Raw genomic sequence first — 18425 nt, forward strand, 5'->3', positions numbered from 1 at the left:
GTCACGGCCCGAGCCGCTCGGCGACACCGCCCACCGCCACGCCGAGCACGAACAGCACGACGCTCGTGTAGAGCTCGTGGCCGTCCAGGAAGCCGACGCGGTGGACCAGCGCCCACAGGTCGAACCAGTCGAAGAAGTGGTGGGCGACCCCGCCGAGGCCCTGGGCGATCAGCAGGAAGGCCAGGAGTTCCAGGAGCTTCCTCATGCCCGCAGGCTAGGGACGCCACCCGGCCGCGGACGACCGACCAAAGTATGCGGCCGCGCGACTTCGGTATCCGTTCGGACGGCACCGGGCGCGGGGCGGGGCGGACGGCCGCTAGGTTCCCCGCATGACCCGTCCCCTCCCCGCGGCGCCGGTCCGGCGCGGCAGACGCGAATGGGCCGTCGACATCGGTGCCTTCGTGCTGGCCGCCGTCTTCAGCGTCATCACATCGGAGCCGGTCGTCGACAACCCGGACATCTCCGCGACCCGGCTGGCCGCCGACCAGACGGCCGGTGCCCTGGCCTGTGCCGCGCTGTGGCTGCGGCGGCGGTGGCCGGTGGGGGTGGCGCTGGCGATCCTGCCGGTCCCGGTCTTCTCGCACTTCGCGGCCGGCCCGCTGGAAGTGGCCCTGTTCACCGTGGCCGTGCACCGCCGGCCGCGCACCGTCGCCTGGATCACCGGGCTCGCCCTCGTCTGCCTGGTGGCCTCCGTGCTGGTCCGGCCCGATCCCGAGACACCGCCGGAACTGGACGTGTTCCTCGGCCTGGTGCTGATCGGCGGGGTGATCGGCTGGGGCATGTACGTGCGCTCCCGGCGCCAGCTGCTCGCCTCCCGCTACGAGAAGGTCCGGCGCGACACCCGCGAGGCCGTCGCCCGCGAGATGCACGACGTCCTCGCCCACCGGCTCTCGCTGCTCAGCGTCCACGCGGGCGCCCTGGAGTTCCGGCCCGACGCACCGCCCGCCGGGAGTGGACGGACTGGCCGCCACCGAGGAGCTGCGCCGCCCCGGCCCGCCCGAGGTGATCGTCCTGACCACCTTCAACGCCGACGACCACGTGCTGCGCGCGCTGCGGGCCGGGGCCGCCGGCTTCCTGCTCAAGGACACCCCGCCCGCCGAGATCGTCGAGGCGGTGCGGCGGGTGGCCGCCGGCGACCCGGTGCTCTCCCCGGCCGTCGCCCGGCGGCTCATCGCCCATGTCACCGCCGCCGGCCGCGACGGGCGCCGGGAGCGGGCCCGCGGACGGCTGGCGGAACTGGGCGAGCGGGAGCGGCAGATCGCCCTCGCCGTGGCACAGGGCCGCTCCAACGCCGAGATCGCCGCCGTGCTCCACCTGGGCCTCCCCACGGTGAAGACGCACGTCTCGCGGATCCTCACCAGGCTCGCCCTGAACAACCGGGTCCAGATCGCCCTGCTGGTCCACGACGCCGGACTGCTGGAGGAGCCGGAGGGACCGGGGGGATCCGGAGGGCCGGGAGGCGGCGCCCGGCGGCGCTGACCGCCCCGTGCGGGCCCCCGGGAATCCCGTACGGCCGGCGGTGTTGAACGGTGCATGGCCGCCGATCCCCTGAGCACCGTCCGCCTCTCGGTCCTCGACCGCTCCCTGGTCCGGCGGGGCGAGGGGGCGGACGGTGCGCTGCGCGCCACCGTCCGCTTCGCCCGGGAGATCGAGGCGCTGGGCTACCACCGCTTCTGGGTCGCCGAGCACCACGGGGTGCCCGGGGTGGCCGGTGCCGCGCCGACGGTGCTGGCCGCGGCCGTCGCCTCGGCCACCACCCGCATCAGGGTCGGCACCGGCGGGGTGATGCTGCCCAATCACCGGCCGCTGGTGGTCGCCGAGCAGTTCGGGGTGCTGGCCTCGCTCTTCCCCGGCCGGATCGACATGGGTCTGGGCCGCTCGGTCGGCTTCACCGGCGCCGTCCGCCGGGCCCTGGGAGCGCAGAAGGACGCCGCCGAACGGTTCGGCACGGATCTGGCCGAACTGCTGGAGTGGTTCTCCGGCGACCACTCCCGGGGAGTGGCCGCGGTACCGGCCGAGGGGCTGCGGGTACCGGTGTTCCTGCTGGCCACCGGAGCGGGCGCGGCGCTCGCCGCCGAGCACGGGCTGCCGCTGGTGATCGCCCCGGCCCGCGGCGAGGAGCGGATGCTGCGCGCGATCGACGGCTACCGAGCGGCCTTCCGCCCCTCCGCCCTCCCGGGAACGTCCCCGGAACCCCGGGTGATCGTCTCGGTGAACGCGGCGGTCGGCGCCACCGCCGAGGAGGCGGCGCTGACCCAGCTGCCCGAGGCGTGGGCGACGGTGGTCTCCCGCGTCCGGGGCGTCTTCCCGCCGCTCGAACCGCCCGAGGAGGTGGCGGCCCGGGAGATGACCGAACGCGAGCGCACCCTGCTCGCCGAGGCGCGTTCCGCGCAGGTCCACGGGACGGAGGAGGAGGTGGCGGCGGCGCTCGCCGCCCTGGTGGTGCGCACCGGCGCCGACGAGCTGCTGCTCACCCTCAGCGCCCACGACCACGGCCGGCGCCTGGACTCCTACCGCAGACTGGCCCGTCTGGCGGGCCTGGCCCCCGGCGCCGGGACCGGGCCGTCACGGCCTGGCCGCTGACGACCCGGTCCCGCGCGCCGGGAGTCCGCGGGCCGGTCCGTCACGGCCCCACGACGCCACGGGCGACGCCCAGCTCCACCAGGTCCTGCGGACGCAGCCGCAGCGCGTCGGCGGTGGCGCGCACCTGGTCCGGGCCGCGCTTGAGGATGGCCGCCGCCGACTCCGGCGCGATGACGGAGAAGTAGCCGTCCGGGGTGATCCAGGTGTTCCCCGGCGCCGCCAGTGCCAGGGCGCCGCCCGAGCCGCCCTCCCCGATCACCAGGGTCGTCACCGGCACCCGGGCCTCGGCGAGGGCCGCGAAGGCCTCCGCGACGGCCGGGCCCGCGCCGGAGCGCTCGGCCGCCGCGTCGTTGGCCGCACCCGGGGTGTCCACCAGGGTGAGCACCGGGATGCCCAGCCGGCCGGCCAGCCGGATCAGCCGGGCGGCGGTGCGGAAGCCCGCCGGCCGGGTCGGGGTGCCGCACTGGGCGGCGTAGGCGACCGTACGGCCGTCCCGCCGCCGTCCGAAACCGCAGCGCACCCCCGGGTCGTTGCCGCCGCAGCGGTCGCCGGAGAGCTCCTCGCGGAACTCGAAGTACGCCTCCAGGTAGGCGTCGGCGCGCGGCCGGTGCGGCGAGCGGGCCCGCTGGACCGCCGCCCAGCCGGACTCCGGCGGTCCCGGCTCGCCCCCCGGGGTGCCGAGCGCGCGCGGCGGCTCGGCCGGTGCGGTGTCCGGGGAGGTGCCCGGCGGGGAGAGCAGGGACAGCCAGCGGCCCAGCACCCCCCGCAGCTCGCCGGGCGGCACGATCCGGTCCACCTGCCCGGCCGCCAGTTTCTCCGCGGCGCCGTACGCGGCCGGGTCGGCGTCCGGGGGCCGGACCCGGGAGCCCGCGAAGGCGACCTGCGCCCCCGGCAGCGCCAGCACCACGTCCGAGCCCGCGCCCAGCGTCGCCCAGCCGCCGCCGGTCGTCGGGTCGCGGGCCACGGCGAGCTGCGGCAGGCCCGCCGCGCGGGTCAGCGCGGACTGCCGGGCCACGCGCTGGAGCTGGGTCAGGGCCACCATGCCCTCCTGCATCCGGCTGCCGCCGGTCGCGATCAGCGACACCACCGGCAGCCGCCGTTCGCGGGCGCACCGGTGGGCGGCCTCGATCCGGTCGCCGGCGCGCCGCCCGAGGGAGCCGCCGAGGAAGGCGAACTCGAAGGCGACCAGTACCGCCGGGGTGCCGTCGACCGTGCCGGTGCCGCACACCACCGACTCCTCCTCGCCGGTCAGCGCGCGGGCCCGGGCGCGGGCCGCGCCGTAGTCCGGCCAGCCGAGCGGGCCGTCGCCGTCGGCCCCGTCGTCGCCGTCGTCGGCGGCGGCCCCGTCCGTACCGCCGCCGGGCAGTTCGGTGAAGTCGTCGGCCAGCGCGTCGAGCACCGCGCGGGCCGGGAGCCGGTCAGCCATGGGACAGCTCCCGCTTCATCACCTTGCCCATGTCGTTGCGGGGCAGGGCCGCCAGGAACCGCACGGTCCGGGGCCGCTTGTGCGGGGCGAGCCGCCCGGCGACGTACCCGGCCAGCTCCTCGGCGCCGGGCCGCGGCCCGTCCGCCGCCGGGACGACCCAGGCCACGATCCGCTCGCCCAGGTCCGGGTCGGGCTCGCCGGTGACGGCGGCCTCGGCCACCGCGGGGTGTCCCAGCAGACAGTTCTCGATCTCCCCGGCGCCGATCTTGTAGCCGCCGCTCTTGATCAGGTCGGTCGATTTGCGGCCCACGATCCGGTAGTGGCCGTCGGCGTCCCGGACCGCCATGTCGCCGGTGCGGAACCAGCCGCCCGCGAAGGCGTCCGCGGTGGCGTCCGGACGGCCCAGGTACTCGGTGAACAGGTTCGGTCCGCGCACCTGGATCTCGCCGACGGTCTCCCCGTCGCTCTCCTCGATCCGCTTCTCCTGCTCGTCGACCAGCCGTACGTCCACGCTGCGCAGCGGGGTGCCCACCGTGCCGGGGCGGCTCGCGCCGTCCGGCCGGACACTGGTGATCATCAGCGTCTCGGTCATCCCGTAGCGCTCGACGACACGCCGTCCGGTGGCGGCCTCGATCCGCTCGTGGTCGTGCCGGGGCAGCGCGGCCGAGCCGGAGACCAGCAGCCGGGCGCCGCGCAGGGCCGAGGCCAGCCGGGCGGCGCTCCCCTCCCGGCCCGCCCCGTCGCCGTCGAGGACCTCGGCCAGCCGGTGGTACATCGTCGGCACCCCGAACAGCATGGTGCCGCCCGCCTCCAGCGCGGCGGCGACGCCCCCGGGTGAGAACCGGCCCAGGTGGTGGAGGGTCCCGCCGTGCCGCAGCGGTCCCAGCACGCCCAGGATCAGTCCGTGCACATGGAACAGCGGCAGGGCGTGCACCAGTACGTCGTCCCCGGTCCACCCCCAGGCGTCGGCCAGGTCGTCCAGGGTGACCGCGATGGCCCGGCGCGGCAGGACCACGCCCTTGGGCGGGCCGGTGGTGCCGGAGGTGTAGACGATCAGGGCGGGGCGGTTCTCGTCGGGCTCCGTGGCGTCCGCGGGATGCCGGACCTCCGTACCGGGCTCCTCGGACTCCAGCGGGACATCGGCGCGGGGGAGCGCGGCGAGCGCCTCGGGCAGGTCGTCGCCGGGAGCGGCCAGCACCGTCGAGGGTGTGCTGTCGGAGAGGATGTGGGCCAGTTCGCCGTCGCCGATCCGCGGGTTGACGGGGACGGCGGGCACCCCGGCCAGCAGCGCGGCCAGGACGCCGACACAGGTGTGCGGGGAGGGCGTCGCCCACACGGCGACCCGCCGGGCGTCGGCGATCCGCAGGGCGAGCGAACGGGCGGCGCCGGCCAGCCGGCCGTAGTCGATCACCTCGTCCGCCTCGCCGCCGGAGTCGCCGAAGCGGAGCGCGGGCCTGGCCGGCGCCTTGTACAGCTGGGGGAAGAGTGTGGGCACCTGGTGGCTCCTCGTTCCTGGGTCCGTCCGTGGTCAGTCTCGGGTCCGTCCTGCCGGCCGCTGGTCTCCAGGGTGGCCCACGTGCCGGGCGGCGCGCAGCCCGGGGTGATCTTCGCCGCCGCGCGGCGGCGCGTACCGCCCGGGTTGATCCTTCCCCGGGCGGTACGCACCGTGCGGTGTCCCGGCTCAGCCGAATGTGAGAACGCGCCGGGCCAGGCCCGGACGGCGGGCGGCGAAGCGCAGCTGGCCGACGGTGGAACGCACCACCTGCTCCTTGATCCAGGCGGCCCGGCGGCCGGTGACGATCCTCTCGCGGGGGGAGTCGTCGGAACGCGTGAACTGGACCAGCCCGTCGTCGCGTCCCAGACTCACGCACTGGCCCAGGTAGCGGAAGCGCAGCGGCCGCGGCCGTGCGCCGCGGGCCTCCGCCAGGACGGTCTCCGCCGCCCGTACGCCGGTGGGCATCGCGGTGGCGCAGGACATGCGCAGCCCGGCGGCGGCGTCCCCGGCGACCAGGATCTCCGGGTGCGTCACCGAGCGGAGGGCCGCGTCGACGCGCAGCTGCCCGGTGCCCTCCTCGACGGCGAGCCCGGCGTCCGCCGCGAGCCGTGTGTTCGGCACCGTCGAGGCCGCCCAGACGACGGCGTCGGCGTCGGCCTCGGCGACGGAGGAGAGGCGCCGCCCCTCCGTCACGGACACCCCCAGCTCCGTCAGGACCGCGCGGACGTGGGCGCGCCCGGGGCCGGAGAGCCCGCCGCCCAGCTCCCCGGCGGTGACCAGGCGCACCCGCCAGTCCGGGTGGCGCTGTGCGATCTCGGCGGCCGTCTCGATGCCGGTGAGCCCGCCGCCCACCACGGTGAGCCGGCCGGGGCCGCCGCGCAGCCGCGCGTGGAGCGCGGCGGCCGTCTCGGGGGTGTGGACCCGCACGTCGCCGGCCGCGTCGCCGGGCGTCCGGGTGCGGCTGCCGAGCGCGTAGACGAGCCGGTCGTAGCCGAGGACGTCCCCGCCGTCCGTGGTGACCTCGCGGGTGGCCGGGTCGAGTGCCGTGGCACGGGCGGGGACATGCCGGATCCCGGTGCCGGCCAGGAGCCGGGACAGGGGGTGGCCGACGGACTCGCGCCCTCCGGCGGCGAGTTCGTGAAGCCGTATCCGTTCGGTGAAGTCGCCCCCCGGCGCCACGAGGACCACCCGGTGGTGCGGTGCCAGCCGCAGGGCCGCCGAGAGACCGGCGTACCCCGCGCCGAGCACCACGATCCGCCGTCCGCCGTACCGGTTGCCGTTCCTTCTGCTGATGTCGGTAGCTGTCATGCAAGGGGGACGGCACGGCCGCGGCGAGTGTGACAGTGAGGTGCCTCACACCGGGTCAGGGCAGGAAACGGGGCGCGACGTGGCGCAGTTTGTCGGGGTTGACGACGAGGTCGACACGGGTGATCCGGCCCTCGTGCACGGTGAGGGCGAAGACGCCGACCAGCCCGCGGGACCGGTCGGCGAAGACCACTCCCGGGGCGCCGTTGACGTCCCGCGGCAGCAGGCTCGCGGTCTCCGGGTCGTACTGCCGGGCGATCCCCGCCAGCAGACGCAGGACCCGCTCCGCGCCGGCCACCGGGACGCGGGCCGCGGTCACCCGGCCGCCGCCGTCGGAGTGCCACACCACGTCCGGGTCGAGGACACGCGCCAGGGCCGCGAGGTCACCGCCGGCCGCGGCCGTCAGGAAGGCGTCGACGACCCGGCGGTGCTCGGCGCGGTCCGCGGACCGGTGCGGGGCCTGGTCCCGGACCCGTCCGCGCGCCCGGGAGGCCAGTTGCCGTACCGCCTGCGGACTTCTCCCCACCACCTCGGCGATCTGCGGGAACGGGACGCCGAAGACGTCGTGCAGGACGAACGCCGTGCGTTCGGCGGGGGTGAGCCGCTCCAGGACCGCCAGCAGGGCGAGTCCCACCGACTCGTCCAGGGTGGCCCGCTCCTCGGGACCGGGGTCGGTGACGACCGGCTCGGGGAGCCAGGGCCCCGGATACGTCTCCCGGCGGGCCCGCGCGGAGCCGAGCCGGTCGTAGCAGATGCGGCTGACGACGGTCGTGAGGTACGCCCGGGGGTTGTCCGCCGCCCCGTCCGGCAGCGCCTGCCAGCGCAGCCACGCCTCCTGGACGGCGTCGTCGGCGTCCATCACCGAACCGGTCAGCCGGTACGCGATGCCCCACAGCCGTCCGCGCTGCTCCTCGAACGCCGCCAGTTCAGCCATGGGGGGACTCTCCCACACCGGCCCCCGTGAGCCACCGGTGCCCGGCGCCCCGGGACCGTCAGACGCGGTGGGCCAGCGGATCGTCCAGGACCGCCCGCACCACCGAGTGGGCCGCGCCCCGCAGCGGGCCCTCCGGGCCGAGCCGGGAGACCGCCACCGTCGGCGGGCCGGCCAGCCGGCGGTCCAGCTCCCGCTCCAGCGCGGGCAGCAGCCAGGGCGCCAGCCGGGCGAGGGCGCCGCCCAGGACCACGGTGCGCGGGTCCAGCAGGTTGACCGCGCCGGTCAGCGCGGTGCCCAGGGCCGTCCCGGCCTCGCGCAGCGCCCGGCGCACCGCCCGGTCGCCGTCCTCCGCGCGGGCCAGCAGCAGGTCGATGCGGGCACCGGGGCCGGGGTGGCGGGCGGCGGTGGCCGCCGGGTCGAAACCGGCGGCCCGCAGGACCGCCTCCTCGCCCGCGTACTGCTCCAGACAGCCGATCCCGCCGCAGACGCACGGGCGGCCCTGCGGGCGTACCGGCACATGGCCCAGCTCGCCGGCGAACCCGCGCGCACCGCGCAGCAGCTCGCCGTCCACCACGACCGCGGCGCCGATGCCGATCTCCGCCGAGACGTGCACGAAGTCGCCGGGCGGCGGGGTGTGGCCGCCCAGCCACAGCTCGGCCAGGGCGCCGAGGTTGGCCTCGTTGTCGACGGCGCACACCGCGCCGGCCCCCGGCACCGCCGCGCCGAGCAGGGGCGCGAGGTCGAGGTCCGTCCAGCCCAGGTTGGGGGCGCGTACGACGGTGGTGGTGCCGCGGGCGACCAGGCCCGGCACGGCCACGGTGAGCCCGGCCGGCCGCAGTCCCAGCCCGCGGACCTCCTCGGCCGTCTCCCGCACCAGGCCGGCCAGCTGCCGCAGCACCGGGACCGGATCGCTGTCGCGGTTCGCCGCGTCCACCGCCGTGCGGGCGCGGACCTCGCCGCGCAGGTCGACGGCGCACACGGCGAGGTGGTCGACGCCGATCTCGGCGCCGATCCCGCAGGGACCGCGGTCACTGAGCGCCAGCGCGGTGCCGGGACGGCCCACCGCGCCGGACCGGCCCGGTCCCAGCTCCGTCAGCAGCCCGGCCCCGAGGAGCTCGTCCACCAGGGTGGAGACGGCGGCGCGGGTGAGCCCTATCCGCGCCGCCACCCCGGCCCGCGACAGCCGGCCCCCGGCGGCCACCGTGTGCAGCACGCGCGCCAGGTTCCGCTGCCGCATCTCCTGCTGGGTGGTGGGCGCGGGGGCTGCCATCGGTCCTTGTGCTCCTTCTTGAGTTCTCCGGTGCCGGGCCGGCCCCGGTGAGGGCGCCGTCAGTGCCGGTGCAGTAGCGGGCCCGCGCCCTCCAGGACGGCGGCGAGCCGGGCCAGCGCCTCCTCGTCGCGCTCCACCGCCTCGTGGGCCGGACCGTCGGCGGTGGACCAGCGGCGGGCCACCGCGGCCGCGTCCTCGCCCAGCAGCAGGGCGGCGGCCTGCGCCGCGGCGCCGAGCGCGACCAGCTCCTGTGCGCGCGGCACCTGGACCGGGCGGCCGGACAGCCGGCGGACGGTCTCGCGCCAGGCCGTGCCCCTGGCACCGCCGCCGATCAGCAGGATCGGGGTGTCGGGGGCGGCGTCGGCGTCCAGCACCAGGTCCAGGGCGCCCAGCAGCGCGTAGACCGCGCCGTCGTAGGTGGCCTGGAGGATCTGGCCGGGCGTGGTGTCGTGCCGCAGCCCGGTCAGGGTGCCGGAGGCGTAGGGCAGGTTGGGGGTGCGCTCGCCGTCCAGGAAGGGCAGCACGGTGACGCCGCCGCCCGGCTCGACCGCCTCGCGGTCCAGGCCGAACAGGGCCGCGACCCGGTCCACGGCCAGGGTGCAGTTGAGGGTGCAGGCCAGCGGCAGCCAGTCGGTGCGGGCGTCGGCGAAGCCGGCGACGGTGCCGGTGGGGTCGGCGGGGCGGCGGGTGGTCACGGCGTAGACCGTGCCGGAGGTGCCCAGGCTCAGCACCGGCTGGCCCGGGCGCAGGCCCAGTCCCAGCGCGGCGGCCATGTTGTCGCCGGTGCCGGCGGCGACCAGCGCGCCCTGCGGCAGCGGCAGCCCCTCCAGCGGCCGTACGGTGCCGGCCGCCTCGCCGTGGCCCAGCACCCTGGGCAGCGCGTCGGCGGAGAGGCCGACGTGCTCCAGGATCTCCTGGTCGTAGGACTCGGTGGCCGTCGACCACCAGCCGGTGCCCGAGGCGTCGCCGCGGTCGGTGGTGCCCTGGCCGGTCAGCCGCCCGGTCAGGTAGTCGTGCGGCAGCCGTACCGCCGCCACGGCCGCGGCGTTCTCCGGCTCCCTCTCGCGCAGCCAGGCCCACTTGGTGACGGTGAAGGACGCCGCCGGGACGCTGCCGAAGCGCTCGGCCCACACCTCGGGACCGCCCAGCTCCGCCACCAGGCGGTCGCGCTGCGGGGCGGAGCGCACGTCGTTCCACAGCAGGGCGGGGCGGACCGGACGGCCCTGCCCGTCCAGGGTCACCAGGCCGTGCTGCTGCCCGCCGACGGAGACCGCGGCGGCCTGGTGGACGACCGGGCCGCACTGCTCCAGCGCGGCGCACAGCGCCTCCCACCACTGCTCGGGATCGCTCTCGTGGTCGGGCGTCACGGTGTGCGGCGCCTGGCCGCGCGCGACCACCTCGCCGGTGGCCGCGTCGACGACCAGCGCTTTCGTGGACTGCGTCGAGCTGTCCACACCGACAACGAGCGGACCTTCGGGTGCGGCCATGTCGCCTCTTCCTCTCTGCGGCTTCTGGGCGCATACTAATTTGTAAACGGCCATGACGAAATACCCGAGAGGCATGCCATGAGTTACGAGCCGGCACCGGAGCACAAGTTCACCTTCGGTCTGTGGACCGTCGGCTGGCAGGGACGCGACCCCTTCGGCGACGCCACCCGTCCCGCCCTCGACCCGGTCGAGTCCGTCCAGAGGCTCTCCGAGCTGGGCGCCTACGGCGTCACCTTCCACGACGACGACCTGATCCCCTTCGGCTCCTCCGACACCGAGCGCGAGGGCATCGTCAAGCGCTTCCGCCAGGCGCTGGACGCCACCGGCATGAAGGTGCCGATGGCCACCACCAACCTCTTCACCCACCCGGTCTTCAAGGACGGCGCCTTCACCGCCAACGACCGGGACGTGCGCCGCTACGCGCTGCGCAAGACCATGCGCAACATCGACCTGGCCGTGGAGCTGGGCGCCACCACCTACGTCGCCTGGGGCGGCCGCGAGGGCGCCGAGTCGGGTGCCGCCAAGGACGTGCGGGTCGCGCTGGACCGCCTCAAGGAGGCCTTCGACTTCCTCGGCGACTACGTGGTCTCGCAGGGCTACGACCTGCGCTTCGCCATCGAGCCCAAGCCCAACGAGCCGCGCGGCGACATCCTGCTGCCGACGGTCGGACACGCCCTGGCGTTCATCAACGAGCTGGAGCACGCCGACCGGGTGGGCCTCAACCCCGAGGTCGGCCACGAGCAGATGGCCGGGCTGAACTTCCCGCACGGCATCGCCCAGGCGCTGTGGCACGGCAAGCTGTTCCACATCGACCTCAACGGCCAGTCCGGGATCAAGTACGACCAGGACTTCCGCTTCGGCGCCGGCGACCTGCGCCAGGCGTTCTGGCTGGTGGACCTGCTGGAGTCGGCCGGCTACGAGGGCCCGCGGCACTTCGACTTCAAGCCGCCGCGCACCGAGGACTTCGACGGTGTGTGGGCCTCGGCGGCCGGCTGCATGCGCAACTACCTGATCCTCAAGGAGAAGGCGCTCGCCTTCCGCGCCGACCCCGAGGTCCAGGAGGCGCTGCGCGCCTCGCGGCTGGACGAGCTGGCCGAGCCCACCCTGAACGAGGGGGAGACCCCCGCCGACCTGCTGGCCGACACCGGCGCGTTCGAGTCGTTCGACGTGGACGCCGCGGCGAAGCGCGGCATGGCCTTCGAGAAGCTGGACCAGCTGGCGATGGACCACCTGCTGGGCGTCCGCGGCTGACGCGGCCGGTACGGCCGGCGGCCGGTGCGTGCGGGGGTACGGGCACCACGCCCGTGCCCCCGCGCGGCGCACGGGGGACGGCGGGCACGGCCGTACCCGGGGGGTGTCCGGCGGGCTCAGCCCTTGCGTCGGCGCCACCACCGCCCCTTGCGGCGCTTCCCGGCCCCGGGCCCGAGTCCGCCGGCCGGGGGCCCGTCCGCCCGCCACGGCTGCGGCTCGGGCGGGTCGTCCCGCCAGCGGGCCCGCAGCATGCGGGTGCGCGCCGCGGGTTCGTTCATCCGGGCGTCGCGTACGAACTCCTCGTCGAGGACGAGATCGTCCCAGGGATCCCGGGCTTCCTCGCCGTCCCCCTGGCGTGCCGGTCCAGTGCCCATGGGGTACCTCCTGGTCCGGCAAACGAGCGGTGCGGGCGGTGAGTTCCGGGGGATCCCCGGGGAGTACCGGGGGCACGGCCCCGGCCGCGCGGGCCGGGAGGGCGGGGCGCTCACACCGGTGTCACCCGGTAGCGGCCGCCCGCCAGGGTGTCGAACTCGACCACCCCCGGCAGCGGCCGCCCGACCGGCACCGCACGCCCGTCGTGGCGGACGCCGACCTCCCCGGCCGTCCGCACCCGCGCCCGGCGTCCCAGCCGGGAGACCAGCTCCGCACCGGTCAGCGCGCCGCCGCGCCAGGCGACGTCCACCTCGAACCCGTCGCGCGCCAGCAGCCCCCGCACCGCGCCGTCGGGCAGCGCGGGCGGCAGGGCGGGCAGCAGCTGGATCTCACCGGCGTGGCTCTGCACCAGCCACTCCGTGATCCCGGCGGTGGCGCCGAAGTTGCCGTCGATCTGGAAGGGCGGGTGCAGGTCGAAGAGGTTCGGCGCGGTGCGCTCCGGGGTGAGCAGGCCGGCCAGCAGTTTGTAGGAGCGGGCGCCGTCCGCCAGCCGCGCCCAGAAATTGATCTTCCAGGCGAGCGACCAGCCGGTGCCGGCGTCGCCCCGCAGCTCCAGCGTGGTGCGCGCCGCCTCGAACAGCGCTGGGGTGCCGTGCCGGGTGATCCCGGCCCCTGGGTGCAGCCCGTACAGGTGCGAGACGTGCCGGTGGTCGCGTTCGGGCGCCCGCGCGTCCCAGTCCTCGCGCCACTCCTGGAGCTGGCCCAGTGCCCCGATCCGCATCGGGGCCAGCCGCTCGCGCGCCGCCCGCGCCCGCTCGGCCAGCTCCGGCTCCGTGTCCAGCAGTTCGGCGGCCGCGGCGGTGGCGTCGAACAGGTCGCGCAGGATCTCGTTGTCCATGGTGGGCCCCGCGCACAGCGAGCCGCCGGGGCCCGGGTGGTGGGCGTTCTCCGGGGACAGCGAGGGACAGGTGACCAGTTCCCCGGTCGCCGGGTCGGTCACCAGGGTGTCGAGGAAGAAGCGGGCCGCGCCGGCCAGGACCGGGAAGCGCCGCCGCAGCGCGCCGGTGTCACCGGTGAAGCGGTGGTGCTCCCACACCGACAGCGCCAGCCAGGCACCGCCGGTGGGCCACAGTCCCCAGAAGGCGCCGTCCACGGGCGCGGTGCCGCGCCAGAGGTCGGTGTTGTGGTGGGCGACCCAGCCGTCTGCCCCGTAGCAGGCGCGGGCGGTGCGGGCGCCGGAGACCGCGAGGTCGTCCAGCAGGTCGAACAGCGGTTCCCAGCATTCCAGGAGATTGGCCGGGGCGGCGGGCCAGTAGTTCATCTGCGTGTTGATGTTGATGGTGTACTTGCCGCCCCACGGCGGGTCGGGCAGGTCGTTCCACAGCCCCTGGAGGTTGGCGGGCTGGGTGCCCGGCCGGGAGCAGGCGATCAGCAGGTACCGGCCGTAGGCGAAGTACAGGGCGACCAGTTGCGGGTCGCCGCCGTCGGCGAAGCGCGCCACCCGCTCGTCGGTGGGCAGCGCGGCGGCCGACGACCCGGGCACCGGAGGGATCTCCAGCCGGACGCGGTCGAACAGCGCGGCGTGGTCGGCGACATGGCGGGCGCGCAGCTCGCCGTAGGGGCGGGCCGCCGCGGCGGTCAGCGGCCGGGCCGCGCGGACGGCGGCGGCGGGCTCCCCGGCCGGGCCGCGCCAGTCGCGGTGGTCGGTGGCGGCCGAGACCAGCAGGGTGACGGCGGTGGCGTCCGTCACGCGCAGGACGCCGTCCCCGGAGCGGACGACGGCGCCGGGGCCCTCGGCCACCGCCCGGACCAGGCAGCGGAAACGCAGCACACCCGGTATGCCCTCGGCGTCGTCGCCGGTGCCGTCCAGCGCGGCGCACGAGGGGCCGGGGGAGGAGACGGTGACGCGCAGCGGACTGCGCAGGGCGGCGGTGAGGGACAGCGCGCCGGGGGTGTCCACGGTCAGCCGGACGACGAGGACCTGGTCGGGGGCGCTGGCGAACACCTCGCGGCGGTGGCGCACCCCGCCGCGCACGTACTCCACCGAGGCGACGGCGGTGGCGAGGTCGAGCTCGCGGCGGTAACCGGAGACCTCCGCCGTTCCGCCGCGGCCGTCACCCGGGCCGGTGCCGGAGCCGGTGCCCGGGGCGCCACCGGGGAAGGACAGCAGCAGCTCGCCGACCGTCTGGTACGGCATCTGCCGCACGGGGACGCCCATCAGATCGCGGTCGGCCAGCGCCTGGGCCTCGTCCCGGCGGCCGGCGAGGACCAGCCGGCGCACCTCGGGCAGCGCGGCGAGGGCGCGGGGATTGCCGTAGTCGTGCGGCCCGCCCGCCCAGAGGGTGTCCTCATTGAGCTGGAGGCGTTCCGTGCCGGTGCCGCCGAACACCATGGCCCCCAGCCGGCCGTTGCCCACCGGCAGCGCCTGGAGCCACTCGGCGGCGGGACGGGGGTACCACAGCCGCAGGCCGGGGTCGTGGTGGCGGTCGTCCGTGCTCACAGGCGGCTCCGGGATCCGGGACGGTACGGGTGGGGCCGTGGGCGGGGAGGGCGTTTGCCGGGCGTCCGCGGCACGGTTCCGCGAGGCGGTCCGGAGGGCGGGGGTGGTACTTCCGCACTGTGGCGCCGGAAGTACCGCCCCCGGCGCGCGCCCACCCCCCGTGGGCGCGCGGCGGGACCCCCGGCCTCCCCCGCCCGGGGCCGGTCCGTCCCGCGTCTACACGGCGGGCCGTGCGCAGCGCAGCTCCGCCCAGACCACGTGCCCCCTGCCGCCGCCCGGCCGTACGCCCCACTCCTCGGCCAGTGCGCCGACCAGCAGCAGCCCGCGACCGCCCTCCCCCTCGGCATCGACGGCGCCGGCCGCGAACCGGGGCCGGGCGGGCCCGCTGCCCCGGTCGGTGACCTCCAGCCGCAGCAGGCGGCCCGTGAACCGCAGTTCGCAGTCGACCTTGTCGCTGTCGGTGTGCCGGACGGCGTTGGTGAAGAGCTCGGAGACGACCAGTTGCGCGTTGTCGCGGACCATGGCCCCGATGCCCCACTCGGTGAGCCGGGCGCGCACCCTTCTGCGGGCCTCGGCCACGGAGGCGCCGATGGCGGGAAGGTGGAACACGTCCCGCAGGCTCCCGTCGATGTTCCCGGTGACGGGGCCGCGGCGGTCCTCTAACGGGCGAACATCGGGAAAGGAAGCCACGCCCATAGTGTGGGGTGCGTCGGCAACATCTGGCAAGGATCAATCTGTTGTTTGCAGAAACGCGCATCCCACCCTGTCGGAGCGAGCCGACGGCATGACAGACTGCGGCGGCACAGCGGTGGTTCGGAGCATCGGGACGTCGGGAAGGGGACGGCAGTGGTGGACTCCCGGGCGGGAGGCGCCCCGACGGTGCTGCGGGTGGTCCTCGGCAAGCGGCTGCGGGAACTCCGCGTCAGGGCGGGCTTCACCTACGAGAAGGCCGGCGCGGCGCTCGATGTCACCCACGCCACCATCCGCCGGATGGAACGGGCCGAGGTCGGCCTGAAGGTCCCCTACGTCGAGAAGCTGCTGCGCACCTACGGGGTCACCGAGCAGCCGGAGATCGACAGCTTCCTCGCCCTCACCCGGGAGGCGAACCGGCCCGGCTGGTGGCACCGCTACCGTGACGTGCTGCCCGAGTGGTTCAGCGCCTTCGTCGCCCTGGAGAGCGAGTCCCAGGTCATCCGCGCCTACGAGCCGCACTACGCGCCCGGCCTGCTCCAGACCGAGGACTACGCGCGGGCGGTGCTGCGGGCGGGCATGCCGCACGCCGCCGAGGAGGAGGTGGAGCGCGGTGTCGGCCTGCGGCTGGAGCGCCAGCGGCTGCTGACCCGCGCGGAGCCGCCGCTGCTGTGGGTGGTGATGGACGAGACCGTGCTGCGCAGGTCCATCGGCGACCGGGAGATCATGCAGGCGCAGATCTCCCGGCTGATCGAGGCGTGCTCGATGCCGAACGTGCGGCTGCAGGTCATGCCCTTCTCCGCCGGCCCGCACTCCGCCATGTACGGGCCCTTCCACATCTTCCGCTTCCCCCTTCCGGAACTGCCCGACGTCGCCTACAGCGAGAGCCTGGTGGGTGCCGTGTACTTCGACCAGCGCGACGACGTGTCGGCCTTCCAGGAGGCACTGGACCGGATGTGCGCGCAGGCCGCGCCGGTACGGCGGACCGAGGCCGTTCTCGACGGCCTCCGCAAGGAGCTGTGAGAGAAAGAGCTGATGAAACGTATCTACAACGGCATGCCTGCCGGGCTCCTGGGGAGCGAGGGCTGGCACAAGCCGTGGAGCGGCGGCAACGGGGGAAGCTGCGTGGAGGTCATGAGACTGGCGGACGGCAGGATCGCGCTGCGCCAGTCCACCGACCCCGACGGGCCCGCCCTCATCTACGCCCATCAGGCGATCGTGAAGTTCATCCAGGGCGCCAAGGCGGGGAAGGCCGACTTCCTGCTCAGCCGGGAGACGGCGTAGTCCGCGCAGAGGGCCGGAAAACCGTGACGGAGGACGGTATGACCAACCAGTCCCATCAGTTCCACCGGGGCTTCACGCCCGAGCAGATCGACACCAGCAGACCGCACCCCGCCCGCATGTACGACTACTACCTGGGGGGAAGCGACAACTACGAGGTCGACCGCGAGGCCGCCGAGCGGCTGATGTCGATGACCCCGGACGTACGGGTGAGCGCCCGGGCCAACCGCGACTTCCTCGGCCGGGCGGTGCGGACGGTGGTGCGGGAGCACGGCATCCGCCAGATCATCGACGTCGGCACCGGCATCCCCACCTCGCCCAACACCCACGAGCTGGCCCGGTCCGTGTCCCCGGACGTCCGGGTGGTGTACGTGGACAACGACCCCATCGTGGCCGCCCACGCGGACGCCAAGCTCCTCAACTCGGGCAACGCCGAGTTCGTCCTGGCCGACATCCGCAGGCCCGAGGAGATCCTCGAGGCGCCGGCGGTCCGCGAACTGATCGACTTCGACCAGCCGGTGGCCCTGCTGCTGATCGCGGTCCTGCACTTCGTCGGCGACGCGGAGGACCCGGCGGGCGTGGTGTCGGCCCTGAGCGGTGCCCTGCCGTCCGGCAGCTGCCTCGTCCTCACCCATGCCACCCTCGACTTCCACGAGGAGTGGGAGGTGGACGAGCGCGCCGACGTCTACAAGAACGCCACCGCTCAGCTGAGCCTGCGCGACCGTGCGGGGATACTGCCGTTCTTCGACGGCTTCGAGCTGGTCGACCCCGGGCTGGTGCAGCTGTCGCGGTGGCGGCCGGACGACCCGCCGCGGGACGCCGAGCCGGGCCGGGTCGCGCTCTACGGCGGGGTCGGCGTCAAGCCCTGAGCCGGCGTCAGGTCCCGGACCGGCGCCGGGCCCCGGACGGCGACGGGCCCTGGCCCGGCGACGGTACGTGCACCGGCACCGGGACCCGGACGGGCGCCGGACCGGGGACGGGCGCCGCCGGTATCCGCTCCAGCACACCGCCCGCGAAGACGTCGTACAGCGGCAGCGACTCCAGGTGCACATAGCCGATGTGGCAGTCGCAGACCGCCAGCGGACAGGGCCTGGGCCGCAGCGCCGCCCGCCACGAACCGTCGTAGAGGTTGCCCAGCGGCTCGGGGACGAAGTGGCAGCGCCGTACCGTGCCCTCGCCGTCCACGGAGACCACCGACTCGCCGGTGCGGCAGGGCAGCCCGGCGCTGCGGTGCGGATACCGGCTGTACGGGAAGAGGGGATCGACCGCCGTCCAGCGGTCGGCCTCCTCGTCCGTGTAGGAACGTCCCTCGGCGGCGTTCACCCACAGGTACACGTGCTCGGGCAGGTCCGCGCGGAGCCGGCGGGCGCGGTCGAGGTGCTCGGGCAGGCCGACGATCCCGACGCTGTACCGCACGCCCCGCTCCGCCAGCTCCCGGCACCTGCCCAGGAAGCGGTCGTAGGGGGTCTGGTCGGGGTGGTGGGTGCACCACAGCGCCAGGGCGGACAGATCGGCACCGGCCAGCCAGTCGGTGCGGCAGCTCAGATTCGTCTGGATGGCCACCCGGCGCACCTGCGGCAGCCGGCTCAGCTCGACCAGCGCGCGCCGGTACCAGGACCGCACCAGCCCCTCGCCCCACGGTGTGAACAGCACCGACAGCCGGTCGTCGCGCCGCTCGGCGACCCAGCCGGTGAAGCGCTCCAGTGCCGCCCGGTCGGCGCGCAGCCGCTCCGGGGGGTCGCGCCGCTTGGCGAACGGGCAGTACGGGCAGTCGTAGTCGCACGAGGCCAGCGGCCCGCGGTACAGCAGGGTCAGCTCCACTCCCGCCCCC

The 18425-nt window shown here is 75.6% G+C and carries 16 protein-coding genes and 2 pseudogenes; 7 read left to right on the plus strand and 11 right to left on the minus strand.

Translation table 11 applies throughout. The features are described from left to right. Nucleotide 1: 1 nt before the first annotated feature. Complete coding sequence (locus tag V1L54_RS14985; RefSeq protein ID WP_330118483.1) at nt 2-205, minus strand: hypothetical protein; 204 nt, start codon at nt 203-205, stop codon at nt 2-4. 124 nt (nt 206-329) lie between these two features. Between V1L54_RS14985 and V1L54_RS29630 the strand changes: the two are divergent. The 3 genes and pseudogenes from V1L54_RS29630 to V1L54_RS14995 all read left to right on the plus strand — a co-directional run. Then, a pseudogene (locus tag V1L54_RS29630) lies at nt 330-896 on the plus strand (sensor histidine kinase); the annotation flags it as partial. A 43-nt stretch (nt 897-939) separates the two neighbouring features. After that, a pseudogene (locus V1L54_RS14990) lies at nt 940-1479 on the plus strand (LuxR C-terminal-related transcriptional regulator); the annotation flags it as partial. Nucleotides 1480-1533: 54 nt separating this feature from the next. Further along, entirely contained in the window at nt 1534-2583 is a 1050-nt protein-coding gene (locus V1L54_RS14995) for an MsnO8 family LLM class oxidoreductase (RefSeq protein ID WP_330118484.1), read from the plus strand. Between the two features lie 40 nt (nt 2584-2623). On the opposite strand, the gene V1L54_RS15000 is transcribed toward V1L54_RS14995, so the two are convergent. The 6 genes from V1L54_RS15000 to xylB all read right to left on the minus strand — a co-directional run bounded on the left by V1L54_RS15000 (nt 2624) and on the right by xylB (nt 10500). Further along, nucleotides 2624-4009 (minus strand): carboxyl transferase domain-containing protein, encoded by a 1386-nt coding sequence (locus tag V1L54_RS15000; protein WP_330118485.1) that lies wholly within the window; start codon nt 4007-4009, stop codon nt 2624-2626. Then, entirely contained in the window at nt 4002-5504 is a 1503-nt protein-coding gene (locus V1L54_RS15005; RefSeq protein WP_330118486.1) for an acyl-CoA synthetase, read from the minus strand. The genes V1L54_RS15000 and V1L54_RS15005 overlap by 8 nt, the downstream gene beginning before the upstream one ends. Before the next feature lie 186 nt (nt 5505-5690). Next, on the minus strand, nt 5691-6812 hold the full coding sequence (locus tag V1L54_RS15010; RefSeq protein ID WP_330118487.1) for an NAD(P)/FAD-dependent oxidoreductase: 1122 nt from the start codon (nt 6810-6812) through the stop codon (nt 5691-5693). Nucleotides 6813-6867: 55 nt separating this feature from the next. Continuing rightward, complete coding sequence (sigJ, locus tag V1L54_RS15015) at nt 6868-7743, minus strand: RNA polymerase sigma factor SigJ (RefSeq protein ID WP_330118488.1); 876 nt, start codon at nt 7741-7743, stop codon at nt 6868-6870. Nucleotides 7744-7801: 58 nt separating this feature from the next. Beyond that, nucleotides 7802-9013, minus strand: coding sequence for an ROK family protein (locus tag V1L54_RS15020; protein WP_330118489.1), 1212 nt, complete (start codon nt 9011-9013; stop codon nt 7802-7804). Nucleotides 9014-9072: 59 nt separating this feature from the next. Next, entirely contained in the window at nt 9073-10500 is a 1428-nt protein-coding gene (gene xylB, locus V1L54_RS15025) for a xylulokinase (protein ID WP_330118490.1), read from the minus strand. Between the two features lie 78 nt (nt 10501-10578). On the opposite strand from xylB, the gene xylA reads away from it, so the two are divergent. Further along, nucleotides 10579-11751, plus strand: a complete 1173-nt coding sequence (gene xylA, locus V1L54_RS15030) for a xylose isomerase (RefSeq protein WP_330118491.1) — start codon at nt 10579-10581, stop codon at nt 11749-11751. A 116-nt stretch (nt 11752-11867) separates the two neighbouring features. Here the strand turns inward: xylA and V1L54_RS15035 are convergent, their stop codons facing one another. From V1L54_RS15035 to V1L54_RS15045, 3 genes are all read right to left on the minus strand, one after another. After that, nucleotides 11868-12125, minus strand: a complete 258-nt coding sequence (locus V1L54_RS15035) for an SGM_3592 family protein (protein WP_330118492.1) — start codon at nt 12123-12125, stop codon at nt 11868-11870. Nucleotides 12126-12235: 110 nt separating this feature from the next. After that, the gene (locus V1L54_RS15040; RefSeq protein WP_330118493.1) at nt 12236-14623 is read right to left on the minus strand and encodes a glycoside hydrolase family 95 protein; all 2388 of its coding nucleotides are present in this window, start codon (nt 14621-14623) and stop codon (nt 12236-12238) included. Nucleotides 14624-14839: 216 nt separating this feature from the next. Beyond that, entirely contained in the window at nt 14840-15232 is a 393-nt protein-coding gene (locus V1L54_RS15045) for an ATP-binding protein (RefSeq protein ID WP_330118494.1), read from the minus strand. Nucleotides 15233-15469: 237 nt separating this feature from the next. On the opposite strand from V1L54_RS15045, the gene V1L54_RS15050 reads away from it, so the two are divergent. Genes V1L54_RS15050 through V1L54_RS15060 form a run of 3 tightly spaced genes read left to right on the plus strand, consistent with a single transcriptional unit; the run spans nt 15470 to nt 17463 of the window. Continuing rightward, nucleotides 15470-16336, plus strand: coding sequence for a Sco1979 family transcriptional regulator (locus V1L54_RS15050; protein ID WP_330118495.1), 867 nt, complete (start codon nt 15470-15472; stop codon nt 16334-16336). 12 nt (nt 16337-16348) lie between these two features. Next, nucleotides 16349-16597: a DUF397 domain-containing protein gene (locus V1L54_RS15055; RefSeq protein ID WP_330118496.1), complete on the plus strand. Its 249-nt coding sequence runs from the start codon at nt 16349-16351 to the stop codon at nt 16595-16597. A gap of 38 nt (nt 16598-16635) precedes the next feature. Continuing rightward, a complete protein-coding gene (locus V1L54_RS15060; protein WP_330118497.1) occupies nt 16636-17463 on the plus strand; it encodes an SAM-dependent methyltransferase in 828 nt (275 codons plus the stop codon). Between the two features lie 7 nt (nt 17464-17470). On the opposite strand, the gene V1L54_RS15065 is transcribed toward V1L54_RS15060, so the two are convergent. After that, entirely contained in the window at nt 17471-18415 is a 945-nt protein-coding gene (locus tag V1L54_RS15065; RefSeq protein WP_330118628.1) for an STM4011 family radical SAM protein, read from the minus strand. Nucleotides 18416-18425 lie beyond the last annotated feature (10 nt).

This window comes from Streptomyces rubellus, from assembly GCF_036323805.1.
Classification (GTDB): domain Bacteria; phylum Actinomycetota; class Actinomycetes; order Streptomycetales; family Streptomycetaceae; genus Streptomyces.